Raw genomic sequence first — 23,755 nt, 5'->3', positions numbered from 1 at the left:
ACTGAGCTAATGACCCGCTCTTTTTGCCGCATTTTGAGTGGGGTAACCATTCGTTTGCTGCGGGCGCTTATAATACTTATTTATAAAATGAGTGCAACCGAAAATGTCTCTTTTTTTCAGTTTTTATGCCTAGGTGAGCAAAATTAAAGCGTTTGTGCTCAAACTACATGCAAATACAAGATTCGCCGAGTATTTCTATGTAGTTTGAGCTTTAAATACACCGCTTAAATGCGCCCTAATTAGCTAAACGCTCGGTTGCAAGTTTTGCAGCAGTTGTACTTGGATATTGGTTAATTAGATCACCCAATATTTTTTGTGCCTCTTGATTTTGGCCTTGCTCTTGTAAAAGCGTGCCTAATTTTAACATGGCATCTGGTCGTTTGTTTGAGTTAGGAAACTCATTAACCACCACTTTAAAATGCTCACTTGCTTTTACACCATCATTTTTAATGGTTAGCAACTGCCCAAGCCAATAATGTGCATTAGAGGCATACACAGAATTAGGATAGGTTGTTAAAAATGTTTGAAACTCAGGAATAGCTTGGTCGTAGCGTTTATCTTTCATTATTAGCGCTACTGCACGCTCATACGCCTCGTTTTCAGATAAGTCACTGCTATAGGTTTGTGCGTCACTCGATTGCGTGTAATCGGTTGCAGGCGCAGCAGCAGGTTGTGTATACGCTTGGCTTACGCGGTTTTCTATTTCTTGATAAAGCTCACGCTGGCGCTGAAGTACTTTTTCAAGTTTATAACTTTGCTCTTCAGTAACACCGCGAATTTGGCTTACTTCATCTTGAAGCAGGTTAAGTTGTTGCTGTAATTCAACTTGTAATAAGTTTCGCGACTGCATCATGTTTTCTAGTGATGCTAAACGCTTCTCTATGCTCGACTGTGAACTTGCAGCTTCTGAAACAGGAGCGGGAGCAGCCAAAACTTGGGTGCTCCCGCTCAATATCATGGCTGCCAAAATAATTTTCGGCTTCATAATATCTCTTATCTTAGTAAACTAGTACCGCACGGCGGTTTTTAGCGAAAGCTGACTCAGTGCGAGATTTAACCATTGGTTTCTCTTCACCGTAGCTAACTACTGACATTTGGCTAGCAGAAACACCTAAGCTTTGTAGGTATTTTTCTACAGCTTGACCACGATGCTCACCTAGTGCAATGTTGTACTCAGGCGTACCGCGCTCATCAGCGTGACCTTCAATTAATACTTTTACTGAAGGGTTTTGAACTAAAAACTCAGCATGTGCGCGAAGTAATTCTGCGTACTTGTTCTCAACAGTTGCTTTGTCGAAGTCAAAGTAAATGATTTGCTCTTGACGAAGCGCTTCATACTTTTGACGAAGTTGCTCTTCTGCTTGTTGTTCAGGTGAAATTGTTGCTACTTCAACTGTGTCCGTGTTTGTTGATTGCTCAACTGCACTTTGGTTTGATTGGTTAGCTGCGCCTTCATCAATATCTGAAGATGAGCTACAAGCGGCTAATGTCATTACTGGCACAGCGATTAGCAGGCCTTTAAGTACTTTGTTAAGTTGCATTGAGTAGATTCCTATTTTGAGTAAACCAGCAAATATTACTGTAAATATGGCGACCAAGCTGGTGCCTTTACTTGTCCGTCTAGCACGGGTAAACGTGCTTTAAAGCGACCGTCCATCGATACCAGCGCGAGTACCTGTTTATTATTATGAAGCGTGCTATATATGATCATCGAGCCGTTTGGCGCTATGCTCGGAGATTCATCAAGGCGAGTTCGTGTTAATACTTGAAACGCACCTGTAGCCAGCTCTTTCTTAGCAAGATGGTACTGCCCGTTGGTACGGTTAACCATCACTAATTCTTTACTATCTGGCGTTATAGAACCCGCTAGGTTCATATCGCCGTCGAAGGTCAATCGTTGTGACCTACCAGTTCTTAAATTTAACTTATAAATCTGGGCATTACCACCCCTTTCAGATGTAAACACAATATCCTGGCCATTTGGGTACCAAGATGGTTCAGTATCTATACTACGGTGGCGTGTAAGGCGTGTTTCTTTACGTGTTGCTAAATCTAAAACATACACTTCGGTTGCACCTGTTTTGTCTTTAGAAAGCACCAATAACATTTTTTTCCCATCTGGTGAAAACTGCGGTGCACCGTTAATACCACGGTAGCTTGTAATCAGTTCACGCTTACCTGAGTAGAGATCTTGAATGTAAATTTGGCTTTGGCGGTTTTCAAACGTTACATACGCAAGCTTAGTACCATCTGGTGACCAAGCTGGTGACATTAACGGCTCTTTTGAGCGCAATAATACTTGCTCGTTAAAGCCATCGTAGTCGGCAACCACTAACTGGTAAGGTTTTGGTTGATCTTCGCGTACAATTACATACGCAATTTTAGTTAAAAACGCGCCTTTTTCACCGGTTAGCTTTTCGTAGACTACATCGCTTATGCGGTGTGAATAACGGCGAAAGCCACTTTCACCAATTACGCTTTCACGTGCTTCTAAAATGTGGTCTTGGCTTTTTACAAGTTTACCGTTGCTCATCATTTGCGTTTGGCCGCCGGTAATTTGCCCACGTATCACATCTACCAATTCGTAGCGTACTAGGTAACGTCCATCAGTTTGCTGATCAACTTCGCCAACGACAACCGCTTCTACACCTTGGTTTACCCAAGCTGCGTAGTCTATATCGCCATCTTTATTAGGAAGTTGCGGCATTTGTGCTACATCTACCGGTTTAAACTTACCACTGCGCATTAAATCGGCAGCAATAACATCGCTCAATTTTTGCGGAATTGGGCCAACACCATTGTATTTAAAAGGCACGATGGCAATAGGACGTGCGCCGTCTACACCTTCAGTTATTACAATTTCAAGTGCCGCATTTGCCACACCCTGAAACCCTAATAATATAACTACAAAGGCTATTTTAATTTTGCTGAACATATCATTCCTTTAAAATTCTGGCTTGATTGTTAAATTAATATTCTTAAGTTGCTCGAATACATCTTTGTCTTTAGATACAGGTAATGTGTCGGCCATGCGCACAGCTCTAAGTGCTGCTTCACACACTAACTTATCACCCCCTAACGATTTAACCTGCGTGACTAAACCATTAAACCCAAGACGAATATTTACTCGGCACTGTTGATTTTTCATTTTTTCATCAATCAGTAAGTTTTGCTGAATACGCGCCATAATTAAGGCTCTATACTTATCAACTTCGCTTACTACTTGCTGTTGGCGTATTTTACTACGTGCAGCCTGCTCTTTTGCAAGTTGTTCTTGCAGCATTTGCTCTTGCAGCGCTTGCTGACGTTTGCGTTCGGCTTCTTTGGCACGCGCTTTGGCTTCTGCTTCACGTTTTTTACGCTCTGCTTCGGCTTTTTTCAGTGCCTCTTCTTCTGCTTTACGCTTATCTGCAGCCGCTTTGGCTGCATTTTCAGCCTCTTGCTTTTGCTTTTCGGCTTGTTTTGCCTTAGCACGTTCTTTTTGTTCAATTTCACGCGCTTTTTTAGCTTCAGCCTCAGCTTGTGCTTTTTCTTTCTCTTTTGCTTTACGCTGTTGCTCTAGCTTTTTAATATTACGGGCTTCGGCTTCACGTTGTTTACGTGCATTGGCGGCTCTGCGCTCTAAGTCGCGAATGCGCTTATCTTCAGCACGTTTTTTAGCGTCTTCTTTTTTTTGCAACTCGGCAATTTTTTGCTCAACTTGCTTTTGATCTACAGTGACCGCAGACACTGCATTATCAGGCTCAGGAATAGCCGAATTAAGCGTCACTTCCATTACTTTAGGTGCTGGAGGGTGTATATTCGCAGTTGCCCACAAAAAGCCCCCCAAACCTAAATGTAAAAGCACTGACTTGATTATAGAACTATTCATGTTACTACTGTTTCCCCTCAAAGGATTCTGTCATTAAACCCACAGATGGTACGCCAGCATTCTTTAAAAAGTCCATTAATAACAATACTTCTTGGTACGAAACCTTACCAGAGCCTTTAATCATTACTGGTACATCAGGGTTTTTCATTAGCTGAAGCTTAATAACCGCTGCCACATCCAGTGCTTCCATTGGCTCCTCTGGATCAGTTCCTATGCTTACATAGTACTTACCTGCAGAGTCAATAGAGGCAATAATGGGTGGCGTGTCTTTAGTGTCAACTAAATCCGACTCTTCCATTTTTGGTAAATCAACTTTTACACCGTGAGTAATAAGCGGTGCTGTTGCCATAAATATAATTAGCAATACCAACATTACATCAATGTAAGGTACTACATTAATTTCTGCGACCGGACGGCGCTTCTTACGCTGATACATTCGCTTTAGTCTCTATTTGGGTAGCTGCTTGACGGTGTAAAATATTGGCAAATTCTTCCATAAAGTTGATGTAGTGTGATTCTAGTTTTTCAACTTTATTAGCAAAGCGGTTATACGCAATAACAGCCGGAATAGCCGCAAATAAACCCATTGCTGTTGCAATAAGTGCCTCAGCAATACCTGGCGCTACCATTTGTAAAGTTGCTTGTTTAACTTCACCTAGTGCAATAAAGGCATTCATAATACCCCACACCGTACCGAATAAGCCGATATATGGGCTAATTGAACCTACTGTCGCTAAAAACGATAAGCTCGATTCTAGTTTTTCAATTTCACGCGATAGAGCCACACGCATTGAACGATGCGTACCTTCCATAACAATGCCTGCGCTTTGAAATGTGTTCTTTTTATGGCGCGCAAATTCTTTAAAGCCTGATGTAAATAACGCTTCAATACCATGAGATTGGCCACTGCGTGATGAAATTTCGTTGTATAATTTGCTTAAGTCGATACCTGACCAAAATTTTTGTTCGAATTTTTTTGCATCAGACAAGGCATCGCTAATTGCTTTTTTGCGCTGAAAAATAATTGCCCATGACATTACAGACATTGCTACAAGTGCTAGCATAACTAACTGCACAAGCAAACTGGCTTCTAGAATTAGATCTAAAAAGTTAAGCCCTGATCCCACGTTAAACTCCTAAATAATTTCAAAAAACGTCAATTTGGTTATTTTATGTAAATAAGACCATTGTAACGGCCATAAGTTGCATCTAGTGTATCGAGTCAAGAGTTTACTGACAACGGTATTGCTATGAATTGGCAACAAAAAACGTTAAACATACGGTTAATCACTTGTTTGTTTCTAAAACGCGACTGCCACGCTAAGTAAAGTACAACTAAATACAATAAAAGTGCGTAAATATACGCAGAAAACTTGATAAAATGCTGCGTTTATTCATAAAAAGTGCATAAGCACGCAAAAGCTATTCATGTCATTGTGCATGTACTAATTTAACTAATAGTGTAACAATACAGCTCACACCAATTATTTATTAATTTTCAGCAGCTTATAAAGTTAACGAATAATTAACGCACAAGTTTCGAACAACTAAAAAATTCATCAGATTAGTTTTTTTTATCTGAAATTTTAAATTTTCTAGTTTGAACAAAAAGCACATATTCCGTATTATTCTCCCATACCGAGCTTACGCACTGAATGAAAGATTTTTCATTAAGCCAAGTTCTTAGTAATAGGATTTTTAATCGTATTACATTGTTTTACTCTTTTTGGATAAAACCTAATTAAGTAAAACGTAGTTCCCTGGATTACTTCCTTCAACTTGTTGTTTGCCCGCATTATATGCGGGCTTTTTTTTGCCTAAACTTTCGCGCTTCTTACTTAACCTGAATACTGAATAAAAGCGCATTTCTAAAAGCCGCGTTTTCGCTAAAAGCTTCTCACTAAAAAAACTTATATCAGCCTAATTTAAGATGTCAGTAAGTCTCTTTATAAAAATACAATGTACTTAATTTAAATAACCACACTTTTAAGCTCTCAAAAAGTAGCAAATAAGTGCCGTGATAAATTCAATGGTACGCAGCATAGCCACGCCAGTCTTAACGTTAAGTGAATTACAAAATGAATTTAATTTATTGGTTACATTTGCAACAAAGTGGATGAAAGCTGATTAACTATTAAGAAAATTTTACAATTAAGGGTAGGTACAACCCGCTACATTGACTGTAACGGGCTAAATGAGGTTAATCTTGTTTAGGGAGTAAACCAAAGTGATGGTACGCATTGTCTGACACAATTCGCCCGCGCGGTGTGCGCTGTATAAAGCCTTGTTGAATTAAAAACGGCTCAATTACATCTTCAATGGTTTCTTTTTCTTCGCCGATGGCGGCGGCTAAATTATCTAGCCCTACAGGTCCGCCCATAAATTTTTCGATAATGGCAAGTAAGTATTTACGGTCCATGTAATCAAACCCGCTTTTATCTACGTCAATCATATCTAACGCCTGCTCGGCAACCGAGGCATTCACAGTGCCATCAGATTTTACTTGCGTGTAATCGCGTACACGGCGCAATAGACGGTTAGCTATGCGCGGTGTGCCTCGCGAGCGCTTTGCAATTTCGGTGGCTCCATCATCGCACATTTGTAAATCTAAATAATGCGCTGAGCGCCCCACTATATATGATAAATCAGCAATAGAATAAAACTCTAAGCGCTGCACTATGCCAAAACGGTCTCTTAGTGGTGAGGTAAGAGAACCTGCACGTGTGGTTGCGCCAATAAGCGTAAACGGCGGTAAGTCTAATTTAATAGAGCGTGCTGCTGGGCCTTCACCAATCATAATGTCGAGTTGATAATCTTCCATCGCGGGGTAAAGGATTTCTTCAACTTGTGGGCTGAGTCTGTGTATTTCATCAATAAACAGTACATCGCCCTCTTCAAGGTTGGTAAGCAGTGCAGCAAGGTCGCCGGCTTTTTCAAGCACTGGCCCTGAGGTGGTTTTAATACTTACATTAAGCTCGTTGGCGACAATATTAGCAAGCGTGGTTTTACCTAAGCCTGGCGGGCCAAATATTAATAGATGATCGAGCGCTTCACCACGGCTACGGGCAGCCTCTATAAATATTTCCATTTGCTGCTTAACATGCGGCTGACCTTTGTAGTCGGCTAAAAGCTTGGGCCTTATTGCGCGGTCTATGGTGTCTTCGTTGGTTTTTTCGCTCGCGTCAATTAAACGATCAGCTTCAATCATGGGTTACTCACAACATTGATTTTAAAGATTCTTTAATAAGAACCTCAGTAGACATATCGGGTTTGCTTACCGATTTTACTGCTTTTTGCGCTTGTGGCAATTTATAACCTAACGCAACAAGTGCCGATACGGCATCGTCAGCGGCATTATTGGCAATAGTTGCATCGCAAGCAGGCTCTATTACGGCATTATCGCTAAATGGCGTAAATAAATCATTACCCCAATCTTTTAAGCGGTCTTTCATTTCAAGCACTAAACGCTCAGCGGTTTTTTTACCCACACCCGGTAATTTAACCAAGGTTGTGGCATCTTCGTTGTTTACACAACTTACAAATTGTTGCGCCGACATGCCCGACAAAATCGCTAAGCCGAGTTTAGGCCCCACGCCATTTGCCTTTAGTAATTCTCTAAAAAGCGCACGCTCGGTTTTATTATTAAAGCCAAATAATAGTTGTGCGTCTTCGCGTACTACAAAATGCGTGTACACAATGGCGTTTTCGCCAACATTGGGTAAGTCGTAAAAACAGGTCATGGGCATTTGTACTTCGTAGCCTACGCCGCTTACTTCTAATAAAATTTCGGGCGGCTGCTTTTCAACTAAAATGCCATTTAAACGGCCAATCATATTTATTTCCTTAAACGTCCTCTAACGGTTTTGCTGGCGCTACCCGCTAGTTTGATTAAATTTTGTTCTGAGTGAGCATGACATATTGCAATAGCAAGTGCATCGGCCGCATCGGCTTGCGGTGTACCTGGTAATTTTAAAATATTTTTGACCATGTGTTGTACTTGCGACTTATCGGCGCCGCCATTACCTACCACGGCTTGTTTAATTTGCCGTGCTGAGTATTCAAATACGGGTAAGTCGGCCATAGAGGCGCCCACAATAGCCGCGCCTCGGGCTTGGCCTAGCTTTAGCGCTGCATCCGGGTTATGCGCCATAAATACTTTTTCTATTGCAAAGGTTTCGGGCGAGAACTGCTCTATTATTTGTGTGATCCCTTGGTAGATCATTTTTAATCGTATGGGGAACTCATGCTCAGCTAATTTTATACACCCACTGCCTAAATAGGTAAATTTAGCACCTTGGTGAGCAACTACACCATAACCCGTTAAACGTGAACCTGGGTCTATCCCTAAAATAATGGCCAAACAGCACACTCATTATTGTTGTTTTTCAATAACGGTAATAATGCCAGAGCACTGTATAAATTACCAGTGGCGAGTAAAAACAAAAACGCCCGCAACTTAGTGCGGGCGTTTAGCGTTAAAAGTTATGGCTTAGGCTAAAGCACGTACTAAGCCTTGGGTATTTTGTTTAAGTTTACGGGCAATCATTAAGTAGCCAAGCGCCGCCACAAACACCCCGCCCGATACCGGCCCTATTAGCCATATTTCAGGGTGCAGCTTACCAGCTAAGTCAAACATTTGCTGCTGAACAATTAGCAAAGCTACATCACTAAATAATGCGGCTACAAACCCAGCTAAACCACCTAATAGCAAAAACTCATAAAGGGTCGCATTTTTTATTAATCGCCCTTTGGCGCCTAAAGTTCGCAGTATTACAATTTCTTGCATTCGCTCACCTAGGCTCGCTTGCACCTGCGATATAAGCACTAATGCACCACACAACACCACAATAGCAAGCACAAAGCCAATCGCTAACGACACCTGCTCAATGGTTGATTGAATTTGCTTTACAAAGTTATCTACATCAATGGCGGTAATGGTTGGATACGTGCGCAGTAACTGGCTAAACGCTTTCTTTTGCTCAGGCTCTATACGCACAGATGAAATATACGTTGCCGGAAAATCTTTTAGCACGTCGGGGCTTAAAATAATAAAAAAGTTAGGTTTTAGCGTAGCCCAGTTTACTTTACGTACGCTAGTTATTTTAGCGTCAAATGATTGCGCACCAATTAGAAATGTTAAAGTGTCGCCTATTTCTACATCTAAACGCTCCAGCATTGATTCCTCAACCGATGCTTCACCCACCGCGCCTTCGCCAAACCACTGTCCTTGCACAATTTCGTTTTGGGCTGGCACGTTTTCAAGCCACGTTAAGTTAAGCTCACGGCCGATGCCTGAACGTGCTTCTTCATCTTTTTTCTCGTTATCTTGCAACGATACTTTACGCGCAACAAGCTCGCCATTTACCGCATTTACGCGCCCACGAATGGTCGGGTAAAAATCAGATACTAAAATATCGTTTTCTGCTAGGTAATTGTTTACAGGCTCAAGTTCGTTTTGCGTAATATTAACTAAAAATGCATTTGGTGCATCGGCGGGTAATTGAGACTGCCAATCTGAGATCATGTCATTTTTAAGTACAATCAAAAACAGCAGCAATTTTATCGCCAACGAAAAGCTAATAAGCTGCACCGCATTTACGTTGGCACGCTTTTGTATTGAAGCAATAGCTAACGACCAGCTATTACCTGGTTTTAAGCCTAATTTACGGCCACCACCAAAAATTAATTTTGAAATAACAAACAACACCGCAATCAGAGCCAGTGTAGAAACAAACAAAATAAGCGTTATTTTAATGTTGTTACTAAATAACCACATTAATAAAAACACCGTAAGGGCACTTAAACCTAAGTGCACACGGCTTACGGCTAGTCTGTCGCCTAAATTACGGCGCAATACTCTAAGCGGTGGAATATCAAATAAATCAAGCAGTGGCTTAATAGAAAACATAACTGCACATATAACACCTGTGCTAATGGCCACCAGCCAAGGTTTAAAACCCGCTGCAGGTAAACTCATATCCATGCTTTTTGCTAAATACCCGGTGGCAATTTCTTGTAAACCGTAACCTATGGCTAAGCCAATGATAACCGCCATAGTGCAAACCATGAGTAAATGCATAAAGTAAATTTTACGAATTAATGCGCGGCTTCCGCCAAGGGTTTTCATCATAGCTACGGGGTCGTATTGGCGCTCACAATAACGCTTTGCCGACACAGCAATGGCAACTGTGGCTAAAATAATGCCCAGTAAGCCAGCTAGTAATAAAAAACTTTCTGCTCGGTTTAAGCTATTTGATATAGGCGATTGCCTGTCTTTGACGCCGTACCAGCGTTGATTTTCGGCCATTTGTGGCTTTAACCACTCATAAAACCGCGTTATGTCTGACTCATCGCCTGCATACAATTGGCGGTAGTTCACTCGGCTGCCAGGTTGTATCACTTCTGTTTTTGCAACATCAGCAATATTTATGAGTACTCTGCGACTACTCGAAAATACATTAAACGGGGCATCAGGCTCTTCAACTACCACTTTTTCTACATTGAATACGGCAGCACCTAGCTCTACTTGGCTACCAATATCAATATTTAAGCTGTAAAAAACCGATTCACTTAGCCACACATTACCAGGCTTTGGTCCGCCCTGGGCTACTTGCGTTTCGCCAAGCAACGATGATTTAACTTTTAATTCGCCTTTTAACGGGTATTCGTTTGATGCCGCTTTTACCGAGGTAAACTGCATCTCGTCGTTGGCAAATAACATGGTATCAAAGTAGACCATTTGCGCAGTTTGTAAGTTTTCTTGTTTGGCTTTATTAATAAACGCCGTATCTAATTTGTGGGCACTGGCTAGCACTCTATCAGCCGCAATAAACGCACTACTTTTTTGTGCTATGCTTTGTGCTATTCGCTCTGTCACCATAGACAGCGTGAACACTGTTAGTACTGCAAGCGCAATCGCGGCACTAATTACGGTTAGTTCGCCGCGGCGAAATTCGCGGGCAAATAATTTAAGTGCTAACTTAGCCCACATTCGCTACGTCCTCTTTTGAGTTTTTAACTAACTGCCCCGCTTCAATTTGTACAATATGCTGGCACTTTTGCGCGAGTGCTTCATCGTGAGTTACTAAAATTAACGTTGTGCCGTGCTGCTGGTTTAAATCAAACAATAACGACTCCACCATTTTGCCGTTTTTACTGTCTAAATTTGCAGAAGGCTCGTCGGCAAATAAAATTTTAGGTGTGCCAATAAAAGCCCGGGCAATAGCCACACGTTGTTGCTCACCACCCGAGAGTTGCGATGGGTAATGATCTATACGGTGGCTTAGCCCTACTTTTTCTAACAATGCAAGGGCTTGCTCCTTGGCGTCGCTTTCGCCAGCAAGCTCTGCTGGCAGCATCACGTTTTCAAGGGCAGTTAAGCTTTGTACCAACATAAAAGATTGAAATACAAAGCCGACTTTTTCAGCTCGTAATGCCGCGCGTTGCTCTTCATCTAATCTATGAAGTGGCTCGCCATCAAGGATAATTTCACCACTGCTGGCTGTATCTAGGCCCGCTAATAAACTTAATAACGTGGATTTTCCTGAGCCCGATGTGCCCACAATAGCAACTGACTCACCATGCTTGACATTAAAGCTGATGTCGCTGAGGATGGGCAACTCACCTTCGAAGGTAGAAACTACTTTAGACAAACCATTTACTTGAATAATATTTAATTGAGAAAGCGCTGACATATGACTCATTCAATCCTACGTTTTGTATTCGTTTTATTTTTAGTTATCAAACCACTTAGTGCGGCGGCCGACAACACGATTTTAATACTTGGAGACAGTTTAAGTGCAGCCTATGGACTTAAACAAGAGCAAGGCTGGGTTAAATTGTTACAAGATAAATACGATGCAGAGCAGCGTAATATAGAGCTAATTAATGCCAGTATTAGTGGCGAAACAACCGGCGGCGCTTTACGCAGGCTAGATGCCTTACTCGCGCAATACCAACCAAGCCATGTGCTTATTGAGCTAGGTGCTAATGATGGTTTGCGTGGTTTTCCGGTAACAAAAATGCAGGCCAACTTAACGGATTTAATCGAAAAAAGCCAAGCTGAAAATGCTATGGTCGCGCTAATGGAAATTTACATTCCCCCTAATTACGGGCCGCGTTACAGTAAAATGTTCACAGACAGTTTTACACAAGTAAGTGAAAAAACAAATGCTCATTTACTTAACTTTTTTATGCTTAATGTGGCAGATAAGCCAAACTTAATGCAAAGAGATCAATTACATCCAAATAAAGAAGCTCAACCGCTCATACGTGATGAAATGTACGACTCGATCAATCAATGGCTAAATAAAGATTAGGGCCTGTTGTTGTTTGGTGGTTGGATTTGCGGCAGCTTGCTGTTTTGCCAAGACAAAGCCTATGAAGTTGCGCTTTTAAATATAGTTTTTTAGCTTATTTGCGCAATAAACGCGCAAACAAACAATCACTTATTGATTTTTAATAAAATATACGTACTATTGCAAACAACGTCGGTATGTAGCGCAGCTTGGTAGCGCACTGTCATGGGGTGGCAGGGGTCGAGAGTTCGAATCTCTCCATACCGACCATTATTTCCTCTTTAATATCCTGCACTTACACTAAATTGAAATATAACTTCTAAAAGCTCATTTGTATTATTAGTTTTTACTTTCCTCCAAAAATACTCCCTTAAGCATAAGAAATATTTATTCGCCAGATCTAATAAAGATTGAGCAGTAGCTAAAATTGAATTCGCATATTACGATGCTTATGTGATTAGATAATAAAAATACTTAGGGAGAAACGATGTCAGGAGTTCTAAAAATTGTAGATGGGTACTTCTAACAGCATTAACTGCTGTACTGACCATATACGATAACATCACTGGAATATTTTAACGGCCGCTTAAAATGTAAACCAAAGTTTTGAAAATGCCTCATTAAAGGCTCATGACACGACATAGAAAACACTGAAGTTTATAAAATTAATCGCAGAGCATTAATCACTTTATCGAAACTCGGAACGTAAAGCTTTCCTAGATGCTACACTTTAAACTTTAGTGATTTTGCTCTGTTAATAATCAGTTTTTAAAGCCTCAATTATTTTTTTTATCGCTTTTTGAGTTTGCGTTAACATTTCTTTCAACAAAGATAATACTTCACTATCTATTTTATAATTATCAATTTTAAAAATTAGATCTATAGGCCAATTAATCTTTCTTTCATAAATTTTTGCTTCAGCATCTGTTAAAGTACCAAGAAAAGTAAAAAGAAGCTCCGATGGATTAATACTCCACATAACATCAGCTCTACATCCAGATACTGTCAATGAACCAATAGGCGGAAAGTCTGGTATCATTTTACTAATTGTCTCATAACTCATTGTTTTATAATCAGCAACTGGTGTTGGAAACCTATGCTTACCGGTATTATTTAACTCGTGCATTAAATGAAGAATACTATTGCCATTTTCCTTATAAGGCTTTATGGATAAGATGGCTTCCTTGAAATCATCTCCAACCTTATTACCATGACTTCTATTAATTGCATTATGCAAATCATCGACATGATCTCTAAATGGAAATTGAATCTGTCTTTGTTCTTTATCACTAGTAACTAGTGGAGAGACAACTTCCCAGTATATAAGATCAAGAGATGAGCGGAGGTTACTTATAACATCACCGATAATACCTTTGATTTCAGCTAAGTATTCAATATCAGCTTTGGATGCGGTCCACCTTTGCCCCGTTGATGTATTCCGAATGGGCCACTCAGACAGCAAATCAACCAAAGTCTACACCGAATTCGGCAAGCAAATAGAATGGGTTCAAGTACCCAACTTAACCGTAAGTTTGGATTAAAATATAATAGTGATTTTCACTTTAATTATAGTTTACTAATACAACCTTAGTTGTAGGCATGCTCATTAATGTAATTGAAGTTACTTATTTCAAGTGAAATATTTTCTTTAAAATCAATATATTGTTGAGCTACCTCTGGAGATATAATTTTATTAGACTCAGCAAAAATTACACTCAAGTTTTCATTTAGTGTTTCAAGTTTGGTATAGTTGTTACCAACATTTTTAATATTAAACTCTTTAGCTTTTAAAATCTTTTCTCTATATTCGACAGAATAATTCAGGTTAATTTTAGAAACGACATCACCGATATCAATATTAATTTTATCGTTTATTAGATCAAGAAGCTTATTGTTATAATCATTCTGTTTAGAAGAAAAAGGTAAACCTTGATTGTAGCTTTCTTTCATTGATGAAAGGAAACTATCATAATTCAAAAGCAACTCATTTATCTCTTCATACTTTTTGAATTTTTTTTCAAAATCAGACAAAAGGGCTTTTCCACTTAAAATATAATGTTTGAACGCAGAGTCAATGAATCTCGCATAATTCACACAATCTCCAAATGCTGATTCATTGAATCGCTCTAAAATAAGATAGTTGTTACTTCTTGTAAAATTATTAACATCATTGTTCTGAAACGAGATGTATAAATGCTCTAGAATTTCATACCTTTCTATCAAACGCTTATATTTCAGGAATTTAAATCTCTCTTTTTTATTTCGCTTAGCTGAGTTTAATGCCAACAAAAGCACTAGTTCATTTGATAAAAATGATCTAAATATTCGTGAATACTTTCTTTTATCATCTGGGCAGTTTTCATCTACAAACTTTAATACTTGATATGCTACTCGTAAATAACTATTTATCTGAGGGCTTTCATTAATATCAGCTGAAGCCGAATTTTTTTCTTTTACTAACCATTCATTACCTAATTTATTTAAAGTATCATCAACAATAGAAGCTTTACTATCCCCCTTTAAAGTTATTTTATGTGCAATATCATTATGTTGTTCTAACAACAAATTAAAGGTATTTTCAAATGACTGTTGTTTGAAAGTTTTTACAACATAATACAAACATCCTATGGCTAAAAAAGGGGAAAGTAATCCACCTAAATAACTTCCAAACGCTCCCCAATCCTGTGGGTTTTTGGATATAGCATTATTCGAAAAATTTAGTACGTAAGGTGTAACTATAAAAAACAACATAATCAATATATATATTGTTATTTTATAGCTTTCTCTTAATTTGAAATATGACAATTAAAACCTTTTTATATAGTAAGTTAATGAGTGCTTTGTGCCTTAAACGTTTGATAACACTTAAATGAAAGCACTACAGCAAAGAATAAAGCTAAAAGAAATGGAATATAAAAAATGATGGAAAACTTCTCAAATAGCGCGGTAATTACAGTTGTGTGTTCTTTAGTACGGAGGCCATATCCCCAATTAAGTAAATAACCAGTCAGTAACCACAAAAGCATTGAAATAAATGCACCAACTTGCCAAAAATAGCCTGTTATTTCGAAGAGCATATTTATGAATTCTGAAGAGTTATTTTTTCTACGAGCCATGCTGTCCCTGCAACTAAAAATATGATTTGTCTAAATTTAAGACACTCTGCCACCTAAAGCAAGAGCTAATAGATGACATAATGATCAAAAGTGCTAACAGCAAAACTATTAGTGCAATAACTTAAAAGCCCGAAAATTTATAGTGGGATTCAAAGATCATTCAATATAAAATTAAAATACCTGTAATTAATACCCACACTTAAGGCTTTAGACTTAATTGTTTGTGCGGTTTTTTGAACTTATCTTGTAATTGAAGTGCTACCTTTTCAATTTCAGGTTCTATGTGTTTTCGCCTGAATATATCGAGTACCACTTCAAACACTTTGTATGAGTCTAATAAGTCATCTTCAGTTATTTTATCAGCATGCGTCGCTTCATTCCCTACAAGCCGAAGTGATTGAAGCCAGCGCGCCTCTAAAGGGAATTCATCAGCCATAGCCTCAATGTTTTGATAGAGATTTCTCTCTTGTGTATAACCTAACTCTAAGCATAGCTTTTCAACCGCCCTTCTTAGCCTATTACCCGAAGAACAAGTGTCAGAAAAAAAATGATTAAACGAACTTAATAACTCTTCATTTATAGAGGTCGGTGTTGTATCGCTCAATGGAAACAAGGGTAAAGGCGGGTTGAAGCTTTCAACTTTAATTTGTCTAACCGATGTATCATTATTTGGTATTTTAGCCAAGCCAGTAGATGACACATTTTCATTACACATACCACACTTGAAAAATGCAATAAATTGCGAAGGTTGGTACATTGCCCCATCAGCGGCAGTGAGAACAAGTGCTGCTAACTTAAAGAAGCTATTATCTTCTTTATTTGCGAAATCCATTAACTCATTGTCTTTAAACTGTTCCTGATAAGCTCTTCTTGCTTGCCAAGATAATTTCCTAGCAGTAAAGCTTTCAGTATCTAATTTAAGATTCATACTTTTACAGTATGGGCATGGTAAAGCGGGATAGCTCTCTAGAAAATGTAGTTTGGACACGTTAGCCCATAATTGCTTATTAAACATAGAGTTTCCTAAAATATTTTAATTTACCAGCCATGCTACCTATTATCTACTTGGAACACCCAATATTCTTAATATTTCATTTTTAACGCTTCGTAGCTCATGAGCTGGTAACGAATCAGGCGCTTTGTTAAATATACTATACCCTTTAGCATATCTTTCTCTATAGCTATCATAAGCATCTGAGGTATAGCTATTCATCAAGTACATATTAGGCTTACCCGATAAACTATTAAATAATCTCAATAGCTCCTCTTGATCTAATTCGTTTTCTTCTTGCTGTTTAAAATAAATATCTCTCTCTTCTTCATAATCATCTGCACTTTCATCAAACAAACCGTAGTAACCAGGACTGAATGCATAATGGGTTGATACTGCAACCATCAATAACGCGAGTTTAGTTTTTTCATTTTTTTTCTCTGAAAAGCTTTTAGCTAAATTTCTCAAGTTATAAAAAGCTCTTACATTGCGATCTTTAATTTCATTAATTTTCGCAGGCCCTATTATCAAATCAGGCTCTAAAACATCAAAGTACTTTTCAGCCATCATAAAACCAATATCGATAAATACGAAATCATAGTTATCTATTATCGGCTTTAAGCCATTAGGAGAAGTAGAGTAAGGTATATTTACCAAGTCATTCGTAGAATTCAAATTATTTGAGCTTTCAATTTCTATTGTTCTGGGGAATGGGTAGTTATGTTTAATAGACATTTCACCAAACATCGCACAGCCATTACGATCAGATATAACAAGCACTTCATAGCCATCAGCCATTAGCGCGGTGCTAATATCAATAGTAAGCAATGTATGCCCAGCTCCTCCTTGGCCACCATAAAAACTAACAAGTTTCCCTAATTTACCTTGCTTGTTAGGTGGGTAAGGTAATCCGTGCTTCAAACAAAACAACTCAAGTGTTGCTGGCGGTATGTTCAAACTGCTACTAGCAGTCACCGGCGCTTCATACCTTTGCCATAATCGCTGGTTTTTATAAACACTATCTGCTGCTTGTTGACTCGATAAACCTAATTTTTTACGTAACTCTCTTAAATTTTCGGGGGTTATTCGCTCCATTTAATACGTCCTTTTTAATATAAAATACAAAATACGAACTTCAAGACGCAGTTTGTACCATAGGACGTATATTTTGTCACTTTGTAATGAACAAAATTACTTGTATCTTTTCCTCAACAAAACAGCAGGAAATACCAAATGCAAAACAACAAAGCGCTACAACTTAAAAACGAACTAGATAAAAGCATCTACCAAGCAGAAGCCGCAATTAACGCGCTATGTATTGAAGATCACTTTGAAGCAATGGATAAAGACACCCTAGCAGGGATGTTATGGGTGTTATCAGATAACCTTGAAAAGATAAAACGAAGTGTGAGAGGTATTACAATATATAAAAACTCGCTTAATTAGCGGGTTTTTGATTCTTTTACTTTCATTAAATTAGAAAGAGCTACTATTGCATCATTTAGCTCTTTTTCTATTACCTGAGTGTCTCGATTTGTATTACTAGCCTCTAAGAGCTCTTTTTTCAAAAATTTAATACTTTTTTTCAAAGTTCCCCTTGCTCTCATTGTTTCAGCACTTTGAATATCGAGTAAAGCAAATAACCAATCCCCAGCATAAATAATAGGTGTTATTACTAAAGGTGTACAACTAGTAGCAAAATCTAAATAAGACTCCCCTGCGCAAACTTTTTGTATGATTATCAACCCAAGCGTGTTAGCGCCAGCTATAACAGAGGCTAACATTCCCTTAGAAGTTTTCATTAAAGTTACTCTTAGCTCTTAATAGTTTTTTAATTAGCTCTTGGTTGTCTTCCAAATCAATTTTTTCAATTCGAACTAAACCTTCTTCATCAGTAATTTCGATAAACAAATACTTTGGAGGGAATAACTTCGCTGTTATCAACTTACCTATGTTGTAAAACACATACCCGCAGTAAGGTAGACATAATAAAATGCCTACCATCGCAATTAATTGTATATATGCTTCAGTTTCACTCATTATCTTTTATGATCTTCGCTTCTGGCCTAGTTCTATGACGTAAAATACGTTTTACTTCTTTGCTATAAATTGGGCTATTACCTGTTCTGTGTTTTTTAGTCGTCTTAATAATCGCGCTGAATAAATCATCTTTGACAAAGTTTTGTTCATTACCTTTAATTCTAGCTAAAATTTGATCAACGTTATCCGTTTTAAAGTCGCTGCCAGTTGTGTAGTTAGCAGTAGCGCAAGCAGTAAGAAATAAAGCACATAATATTAAAAATCCATATTTCATAATTTTTCCCTTTTATTTGAATGAACCATAAAAATATACAAGCATGTGAATATTTACAACTATTTAATTAGTTAAGCTACACCCTATTGTTTACTAGGTTTAAAACATCGACTATCAAATTATAAGAAGGTGTTAAATAGAATCGCTAACCACACCTAGAGGAATAGCAACCGCTCTCATAAGTAATGAGTTACAAACTTTGGTATTCCCAATTATTTATTTTACGCCTGGTAAAGCATGATAGTGAATACTACTAGAGGGCAATCCATACCGACCATTTAATCCCCTATTTTCTCTTTTTCACTGTCATTTTTCTGTATTACCTTGTATACCTAGCATTAAATACTATGTGTTTAAGGATGACTTATGAAAAAACGTATTGTGTTTCCTCTGCTTTTATCTCTTTTTATTTCAAGCTTTGCGTTTGCCCAAGGTAGTTTTCGACTAAAAAACGGAAACCTATTAAGTGTGGGTAAAACTAAATCCGACATTGTAGCTCTGGTGGGTGCACCACTTTATAAAGATGTGCTTAATGAAGCTGTTGATATCGGCAAAGGTGACAATTTAGTTAAAACAGAAGAGTTTACTTATAAGCTAAAAGGCTCGATTGGAGGGATGTACATCGTATTGATCCGCTTTGAAAATAATATTGTGACCAGTATTAGCTCAAAACAAGTTGGCAGGCTTTAAATATTTTAGAGTTCGTTATAAAAAGTTAAAAGCGCCATACGGCGCTTTTAAGGTTTTAGTGTGAACGCCCTACGCCGTTGCGCACCATGTCTTTGCCGTTTTCGAACACTTCAGCTGTAACGCCTCGCGCTAGTAATAACTGTTGCTTATCGTCAAAGACCGCAACAAAATGGCTGCCGTCTTTGTTACTTGTGGCCATACCTACACCAGCCACCCCTTTTAAACCTAAGCCGCCGTTTTCTACCATAACTAAAAAGTTCTCTAGTTCTGCTAGGTTGTCGATTATGTCGTGCTCGTTATTCATAAATTGCTCTTTATAAAATCTGCTTGGTTAATACCTATTCGTAGAATATAACTAAGTGAATAGGTAATAAATTTCTTGGGCGCTATTTTAAAGCTCATTACATTAAACTTAAACCTTTATATAAAGCTTATGTGTGTAGCGCTTATGGTTAAAAGCGTTCTACATTTAATAATAAATTACTTAGCGCGCAGCCATACGGCTGGGTATTAACGCGGTAATAGTGGGTGTTTTTTGTGGCCGTTAAATTTATTAAAAGGTCATCTTGTTGCCCTACCGCACTTTGCTCTTGACTTAAGCACATGGCTTGTGTGAGCGAGCGTAGTTTTGAATCGGTTAAAATATTGGCAAAACGCTGCACCGGTAAAGGCGGTATTTTAACAGGTGCTAATGCTTGGCTAATGGTGCGCTCGCTAAGCTTAAAGCCCGCATTAGTAATATCTATTACACTACGAGCAGGCCAGTACGAGTAGTTATAGTTGTTTGCTTTTTGCTGCGTACTTAAATGCACCACGCCACTTTGCCCTATTACCGTCATTAAATTTCCTTTTTGGGATTTTATAACGACTAAGGCTGTGTTTTCATCAATGCCAAAACCGTGCTTAATAACAGCGTTTTGCTTAACGTTATTTAATGTACTCGCTAGGTTTAGCGTTTGATTTTGCTCACTAAAGCGAGTGCTCAGTGACCCATAGGTAAACGTGTTTAACCCCTTAATTACAGTAGGCTGCGGGGCACTTTTTGCTTTTAATACCGTTTCGCTTTGATGCTGTGAAAGATAGACATTTTCACTTTGTATTTTGCTTCCTGCACCTAGCCCTACAATAACAGGGCGAGTTTTAATCGCGTTCGTCCAAGGGTAGGCAATATTATTTTCATCATACAGTGCTTTTAAAGCATTTTTAGCCGTGCCGTCGCTAAATAAAACACCGGTGCTGGTGTTTATTAAATTAACTAACGCCTCAACCCCTTTATTACACAGTGTATGCTCAGCCTTTGTAAGCTCAGGGTAAACATTACTGCGATTATACAGGTTCATTTGTGAGTGACGCAGCGCCGGTAAATCACTACAGGTATTGTTAGTAATTGCTTTAGCAAGTGCAGGTGTAAGCGGTAACCATTGGCTGGTTACACCTTTTGGTAAAAGCGTTTTAAGCGCCTCTACCTGTGCGTATGGGTCGCGCTGGGCTGCGCTAATAATTAATAAGGTGGGTGTTGGGTTAGCAACCTTTAAGCTCCCCGCTATAAATTGCAATATGCCGTTGCTTGGTGGCTCAGCTTTTGGGGTGGTGTTTGCATGAGGTTGTTCGAGCATATCAAACACAAAGTTAAACTCTTGCTTTGTTAGGCTATTGAGTTGCTCGTTATTGATATCTCGCCATTGCCAAAGCAGCTCACTTTTAGAGACTACGTTTGCATTTTTGCTTATAAGGGCGTCTAAGGTCGTTAATACGTCTGCTTTTTTAGTGGTATGACTCGAAGGCCAATTTAGCCTTATTTGTTTAATATTTGCCTTCGATACCCGAAACACAGCTTTATTTTGCGCGCTGCAACCGAGCGCCGTTTTTTCACTACAACTATTAACTGCGCTACCGGCCAAAATTAGGGTTTGATCTTGCTGCTGGGCAGCCCCTTTGAATGAAAATAAAGTAAAGAAAACGAATATAAAGCTCATTCGCTTAATTAAAAAAGCACAGGTACGCATAACGCTCTCAAAGAAATCTAAATAGGCGTTAAGTTTAACAGCATGTAATAGCAGGCTAAATAGTAAATATGAGTGCTCAGTGATTGTTACACTTTAAAGTGATGTTGCATACACACTGACTGTTAATCACGAAGTCAATTTAGGTAATTAAAGTATGGCCTTGCGCGCAAACACTAAACCATGTTTAGTAACGTGAGCTACAAACTCTTTTGCAGGCATTGGCTTTGCAAAATAAAAGCCCTGAAACTCTGTGCAACCCATGTGCGCCATTACATCAACCTGTTTTTGTGTTTCTACGCCTTCGGCCACACACGCAATATCAAGCTCTTTACACATAACATGCACCGCTTTTACTAAACTTTTTTGTCTAGTAGAGCTGGTAACTTGGCTAATTAAAGAGCGGTCGAGTTTCAATTTATTGATAGGGTAATCGGCAAGACGTGCAATGTTAGAGTACCCAACACCAAAATCATCGACCGATACAGTAAAGCCCCACGACTGCAATGTTTTAATTAGCGTTAGCGAGTGCGCATGATTTGCCTCTAAAGAGGTTTCGGTCAGCTCTAATTCTATTTGGTGTGGCTTTACATTAAAGTCAGCTAAATATTTTACGAGCTTGGCTATAAAATCAGTTTGGCTAAAGTCTAGCAACGAAATATTAATAGATACTGGCACAGTCGGTAAGCCTTGCAGACTCCAATCAGCAAGTTGCGAGCATACTTTTTGAATAACTAAATCTGTTAGGCGGCTAACCATTCTGTGCTCTTCAGCAATGGGGATAAATACTCCTGGCGATACAGTGCCAAGAATTTTGCTATCCCAACGAGCAAGCGCCTCTAGACCTATGCATTTACCACTGGCAGTCACTTTAGGCTGGTAATGTACACTCAAATCGTTTTGCGTTAGCGCTTCATCTAATAGCATAGAAATTTCGTGTTTTCTAAAAAGGCCTGCGAGCGTTTTTCGTCGTAACCACTTATCGGTTCGCACTTATTTGCGTGTTTAAGGGCACTTTCTGCATTTGCTAGTACCTCGGCACTTGAATGGCCTTGATCTGGGTAGCGCGCATAACCAAACAAAAAGTCTTGCTGGCTTCGCCCACTTTGCAATGCATATGTTTTGTCCAAGGTGTACTTTATGGCTGGTAGCACCTTATTTTTAACCTCACCTTCGCCTTGCACGCCTATTATAAAAGCGAGTTTACCAGTAGCCACATGAGCACATAAAAATGGCCCCTCAGGTATGGCTTTTAGGCGCTTGTATGCACTAATTAATAGCGCTTGAGCACTTTGCTGAGAAAGTTTTAATTTTAAGTATTCACTGTTTGCGGTTTGGGTCACCACAATATAAAAACCGTGGCTATACTTGCTAATTAGTCGCTCGCATTGCAACTCAAACCAGTGCTCGTTAGGTAACTTGGTATGGGGGTTTGAGTACTTTAAACGTTTGTTTTCTTGTTCAGCCGTGAGTAAATTTTGCTTTATAACATGCTCTTCAGTGCAATCGTAAAATTCATATATGCGATAGTTTTTATTGATTGCCACAGAGTAACTAGCCCTTAAAAAGCGCTCTTTAAATTCAACAACTTGGCTTATCTCATTTAAATAAGGTGCCATTGAGGGCAATAAAGCAGTTATTTTTATGTCCTTTTTACGTGGCATTGTGCTTAAGCCAAATAAGGCGTCGGCACATTTATTGGTATCGGTAATATTAAACTGCTCATCTACAATGACTTTGGCTTTATCTGACTCGGTAAAAAAAGTTTTATATAACTCGTTTTTATTTCTTAGCAATGTATTCGCTACGTTCATCGATTTATTTAAGCGCTTTGCAGCAACTATGGTGCGCGCTACTGCTAAAGGGATGCAAATATTAAAAAATAAAAAAATTAATCCCGTTATGTATAAATCTGCGCTGGGTAATTGCTGGGCTATACCTGTGACGTTTGATAAATCAACGTTATTCACAATCATATAAAACGGCACAATGTTTAGTATTGAATAGGCTATTGCTGTTCTGTAGCCAAGCAGCATAAGCGCAATAATTGGGCAAGAATACATATACATAGAACCGACTTTAGCTAACTCTAAATCTGTTAGAAAAAGGTTCATACACAGGCTTGCTATAACAATAGCAATCAATAAAGCGTGTGCACTTTGTTTATAAAACCGCTTACTTGCTAAAAGCAAGCCACCAGCAATTGTTAAAAAGCCAAAGGTAAGTACAAGTATATAGCTAAGCTTAAGTGCTAATGCGGAGCTAAACGTATGACAAGCTACAAAAAAGCACAACAGTAATACGAGGCTTGAAATAATGCGCAGAGCACTAATTCGCCAATGTGCCACTTCGTTGTCATGAGTATGTTGATCTGAAAGCAAAAAGTACGAATTAAAAAAGCGCATAGTTCATAAAGGTAAGATCACGATAATTTATTAAACATTTAAAAAAAGTTAATATCAAACAATTGCGT

Annotated in this window: 24 protein-coding genes, 1 tRNA gene and 1 pseudogene; 4 read left to right on the top strand and 22 right to left on the bottom strand. The window is 38.7% G+C overall.

The window, feature by feature from the left end; all coding sequences use genetic code 11:
* Window positions 1-235: 235 nt before the first annotated feature.
* From ybgF to CWC17_RS13015, 11 genes are all read right to left on the bottom strand, one after another.
* Window positions 236-985 carry a tol-pal system protein YbgF gene (ybgF, locus tag CWC17_RS13065; protein ID WP_138542506.1) on the bottom strand — a complete coding sequence of 250 codons (750 nt, stop codon included), beginning with the start codon at window positions 983-985 and terminating at the stop codon, window positions 236-238.
* Window positions 986-998: 13 nt separating this feature from the next.
* Window positions 999-1,541 (bottom strand): peptidoglycan-associated lipoprotein Pal, encoded by a 543-nt coding sequence (pal, locus tag CWC17_RS13060; RefSeq protein ID WP_004587277.1) that lies wholly within the window; start codon window positions 1,539-1,541, stop codon window positions 999-1,001.
* A 35-nt stretch (window positions 1,542-1,576) separates the two neighbouring features.
* Window positions 1,577-2,935, bottom strand: a complete 1,359-nt coding sequence (gene tolB, locus CWC17_RS13055; RefSeq protein ID WP_055016262.1) for a Tol-Pal system beta propeller repeat protein TolB — start codon at window positions 2,933-2,935, stop codon at window positions 1,577-1,579.
* A gap of 9 nt (window positions 2,936-2,944) precedes the next feature.
* Window positions 2,945-3,871, bottom strand: a complete 927-nt coding sequence (tolA, locus tag CWC17_RS13050) for a cell envelope integrity protein TolA (protein ID WP_055016261.1) — start codon at window positions 3,869-3,871, stop codon at window positions 2,945-2,947.
* Between the two features lie 4 nt (window positions 3,872-3,875).
* Window positions 3,876-4,307 carry a protein TolR gene (tolR, locus tag CWC17_RS13045; protein WP_055016260.1) on the bottom strand — a complete coding sequence of 144 codons (432 nt, stop codon included), beginning with the start codon at window positions 4,305-4,307 and terminating at the stop codon, window positions 3,876-3,878.
* Window positions 4,294-4,998 carry a protein TolQ gene (gene tolQ, locus CWC17_RS13040; protein WP_138613286.1) on the bottom strand — a complete coding sequence of 235 codons (705 nt, stop codon included), beginning with the start codon at window positions 4,996-4,998 and terminating at the stop codon, window positions 4,294-4,296. The genes tolR and tolQ overlap by 14 nt, the downstream gene beginning before the upstream one ends.
* A 1,073-nt stretch (window positions 4,999-6,071) precedes the next feature.
* Window positions 6,072-7,079 carry a Holliday junction branch migration DNA helicase RuvB gene (gene ruvB / locus CWC17_RS13035; RefSeq protein ID WP_055016259.1) on the bottom strand — a complete coding sequence of 336 codons (1,008 nt, stop codon included), beginning with the start codon at window positions 7,077-7,079 and terminating at the stop codon, window positions 6,072-6,074.
* Between the two features lie 7 nt (window positions 7,080-7,086).
* Window positions 7,087-7,704, bottom strand: a complete 618-nt coding sequence (ruvA, locus tag CWC17_RS13030) for a Holliday junction branch migration protein RuvA (RefSeq protein ID WP_055016258.1) — start codon at window positions 7,702-7,704, stop codon at window positions 7,087-7,089.
* Window positions 7,705-7,706: 2 nt separating this feature from the next.
* On the bottom strand, window positions 7,707-8,231 hold the full coding sequence (ruvC, locus tag CWC17_RS13025; protein ID WP_004587270.1) for a crossover junction endodeoxyribonuclease RuvC: 525 nt from the start codon (window positions 8,229-8,231) through the stop codon (window positions 7,707-7,709).
* Between the two features lie 129 nt (window positions 8,232-8,360).
* Window positions 8,361-10,862, bottom strand: a complete 2,502-nt coding sequence (locus tag CWC17_RS13020; protein WP_138613285.1) for an ABC transporter permease — start codon at window positions 10,860-10,862, stop codon at window positions 8,361-8,363.
* On the bottom strand, window positions 10,852-11,565 hold the full coding sequence (locus tag CWC17_RS13015) for an ABC transporter ATP-binding protein (RefSeq protein ID WP_138613288.1): 714 nt from the start codon (window positions 11,563-11,565) through the stop codon (window positions 10,852-10,854). The genes CWC17_RS13020 and CWC17_RS13015 overlap by 11 nt, the downstream gene beginning before the upstream one ends.
* Here CWC17_RS13015 and CWC17_RS13010 point away from each other — a divergent pair, their 5' ends adjacent.
* Entirely contained in the window at window positions 11,566-12,189 is a 624-nt protein-coding gene (locus CWC17_RS13010) for an arylesterase (RefSeq protein ID WP_024032180.1), read from the top strand.
* 172 nt (window positions 12,190-12,361) lie between these two features.
* Window positions 12,362-12,438 (top strand) — tRNA-Pro (locus tag CWC17_RS13005).
* Window positions 12,439-12,922: 484 nt separating this feature from the next.
* Here CWC17_RS13005 and CWC17_RS13000 read toward each other — a convergent pair.
* The 5 genes from CWC17_RS13000 to CWC17_RS12980 all read right to left on the bottom strand — a co-directional run bounded on the left by CWC17_RS13000 (window position 12,923) and on the right by CWC17_RS12980 (window position 17,370).
* Window positions 12,923-13,639: a hypothetical protein gene (locus tag CWC17_RS13000; protein WP_138613284.1), complete on the bottom strand. Its 717-nt coding sequence runs from the start codon at window positions 13,637-13,639 to the stop codon at window positions 12,923-12,925.
* 116 nt (window positions 13,640-13,755) lie between these two features.
* Entirely contained in the window at window positions 13,756-14,973 is a 1,218-nt protein-coding gene (locus CWC17_RS12995; RefSeq protein WP_138613283.1) for a putative phage abortive infection protein, read from the bottom strand.
* A 23-nt stretch (window positions 14,974-14,996) separates the two neighbouring features.
* The gene (locus tag CWC17_RS12990; RefSeq protein ID WP_138613282.1) at window positions 14,997-15,284 is read right to left on the bottom strand and encodes a hypothetical protein; all 288 of its coding nucleotides are present in this window, start codon (window positions 15,282-15,284) and stop codon (window positions 14,997-14,999) included.
* 199 nt (window positions 15,285-15,483) lie between these two features.
* Window positions 15,484-16,299, bottom strand: coding sequence for a DUF4145 domain-containing protein (locus CWC17_RS12985; RefSeq protein WP_138613280.1), 816 nt, complete (start codon window positions 16,297-16,299; stop codon window positions 15,484-15,486).
* A gap of 42 nt (window positions 16,300-16,341) precedes the next feature.
* Window positions 16,342-17,370, bottom strand: coding sequence for a P-loop NTPase family protein (locus CWC17_RS12980; RefSeq protein ID WP_138613278.1), 1,029 nt, complete (start codon window positions 17,368-17,370; stop codon window positions 16,342-16,344).
* 138 nt (window positions 17,371-17,508) lie between these two features.
* Between CWC17_RS12980 and CWC17_RS12975 the strand changes: the two genes are divergently transcribed.
* Window positions 17,509-17,721, top strand: a complete 213-nt coding sequence (locus CWC17_RS12975; protein WP_138613276.1) for a hypothetical protein — start codon at window positions 17,509-17,511, stop codon at window positions 17,719-17,721.
* Here CWC17_RS12975 and CWC17_RS12970 read toward each other — a convergent pair.
* From CWC17_RS12970 to CWC17_RS12960, 3 genes are read right to left on the bottom strand one after another with little or no spacing between them, the layout of a single operon-like run.
* The gene (locus CWC17_RS12970) at window positions 17,718-18,077 is read right to left on the bottom strand and encodes a hypothetical protein (protein ID WP_138613274.1); all 360 of its coding nucleotides are present in this window, start codon (window positions 18,075-18,077) and stop codon (window positions 17,718-17,720) included. The genes CWC17_RS12975 and CWC17_RS12970 overlap by 4 nt on opposite strands.
* Window positions 18,064-18,315 carry a hypothetical protein gene (locus tag CWC17_RS12965; protein WP_138613272.1) on the bottom strand — a complete coding sequence of 84 codons (252 nt, stop codon included), beginning with the start codon at window positions 18,313-18,315 and terminating at the stop codon, window positions 18,064-18,066. The genes CWC17_RS12970 and CWC17_RS12965 overlap by 14 nt, the downstream gene beginning before the upstream one ends.
* The gene (locus tag CWC17_RS12960; RefSeq protein ID WP_138613270.1) at window positions 18,308-18,589 is read right to left on the bottom strand and encodes a hypothetical protein; all 282 of its coding nucleotides are present in this window, start codon (window positions 18,587-18,589) and stop codon (window positions 18,308-18,310) included. Before CWC17_RS12960 ends, CWC17_RS12965 begins: the two co-directional genes overlap by 8 nt.
* A gap of 366 nt (window positions 18,590-18,955) precedes the next feature.
* Between CWC17_RS12960 and CWC17_RS12955 the strand changes: the two genes are divergently transcribed.
* A complete protein-coding gene (locus CWC17_RS12955; protein ID WP_138613268.1) occupies window positions 18,956-19,279 on the top strand; it encodes a DUF2845 domain-containing protein in 324 nt (107 codons plus the stop codon).
* 55 nt (window positions 19,280-19,334) lie between these two features.
* On the opposite strand, the gene CWC17_RS12950 is transcribed toward CWC17_RS12955, so the two are convergent.
* The 3 genes and pseudogenes from CWC17_RS12950 to CWC17_RS12940 all read right to left on the bottom strand — a co-directional run bounded on the left by CWC17_RS12950 (window position 19,335) and on the right by CWC17_RS12940 (window position 23,687).
* Window positions 19,335-19,583, bottom strand: coding sequence for a hypothetical protein (locus CWC17_RS12950; RefSeq protein ID WP_138542511.1), 249 nt, complete (start codon window positions 19,581-19,583; stop codon window positions 19,335-19,337).
* 148 nt (window positions 19,584-19,731) lie between these two features.
* Window positions 19,732-21,285, bottom strand: a complete 1,554-nt coding sequence (locus CWC17_RS12945) for a type 1 glutamine amidotransferase family protein (protein WP_138613266.1) — start codon at window positions 21,283-21,285, stop codon at window positions 19,732-19,734.
* 147 nt (window positions 21,286-21,432) lie between these two features.
* Window positions 21,433-23,687 (bottom strand): annotated as a pseudogene (locus CWC17_RS12940) (putative bifunctional diguanylate cyclase/phosphodiesterase).
* Between the last annotated feature and the right edge of the window lie 68 nt (window positions 23,688-23,755).

The sequence above is a fragment of the Pseudoalteromonas sp. S3785 genome (assembly GCF_005887365.1).
Lineage (GTDB): Bacteria > Pseudomonadota > Gammaproteobacteria > Enterobacterales > Alteromonadaceae > Pseudoalteromonas.
The sequence above is the reverse complement of the archived record's forward strand: the minus strand, read 5'-3'. Positions and strand labels throughout refer to the sequence as shown.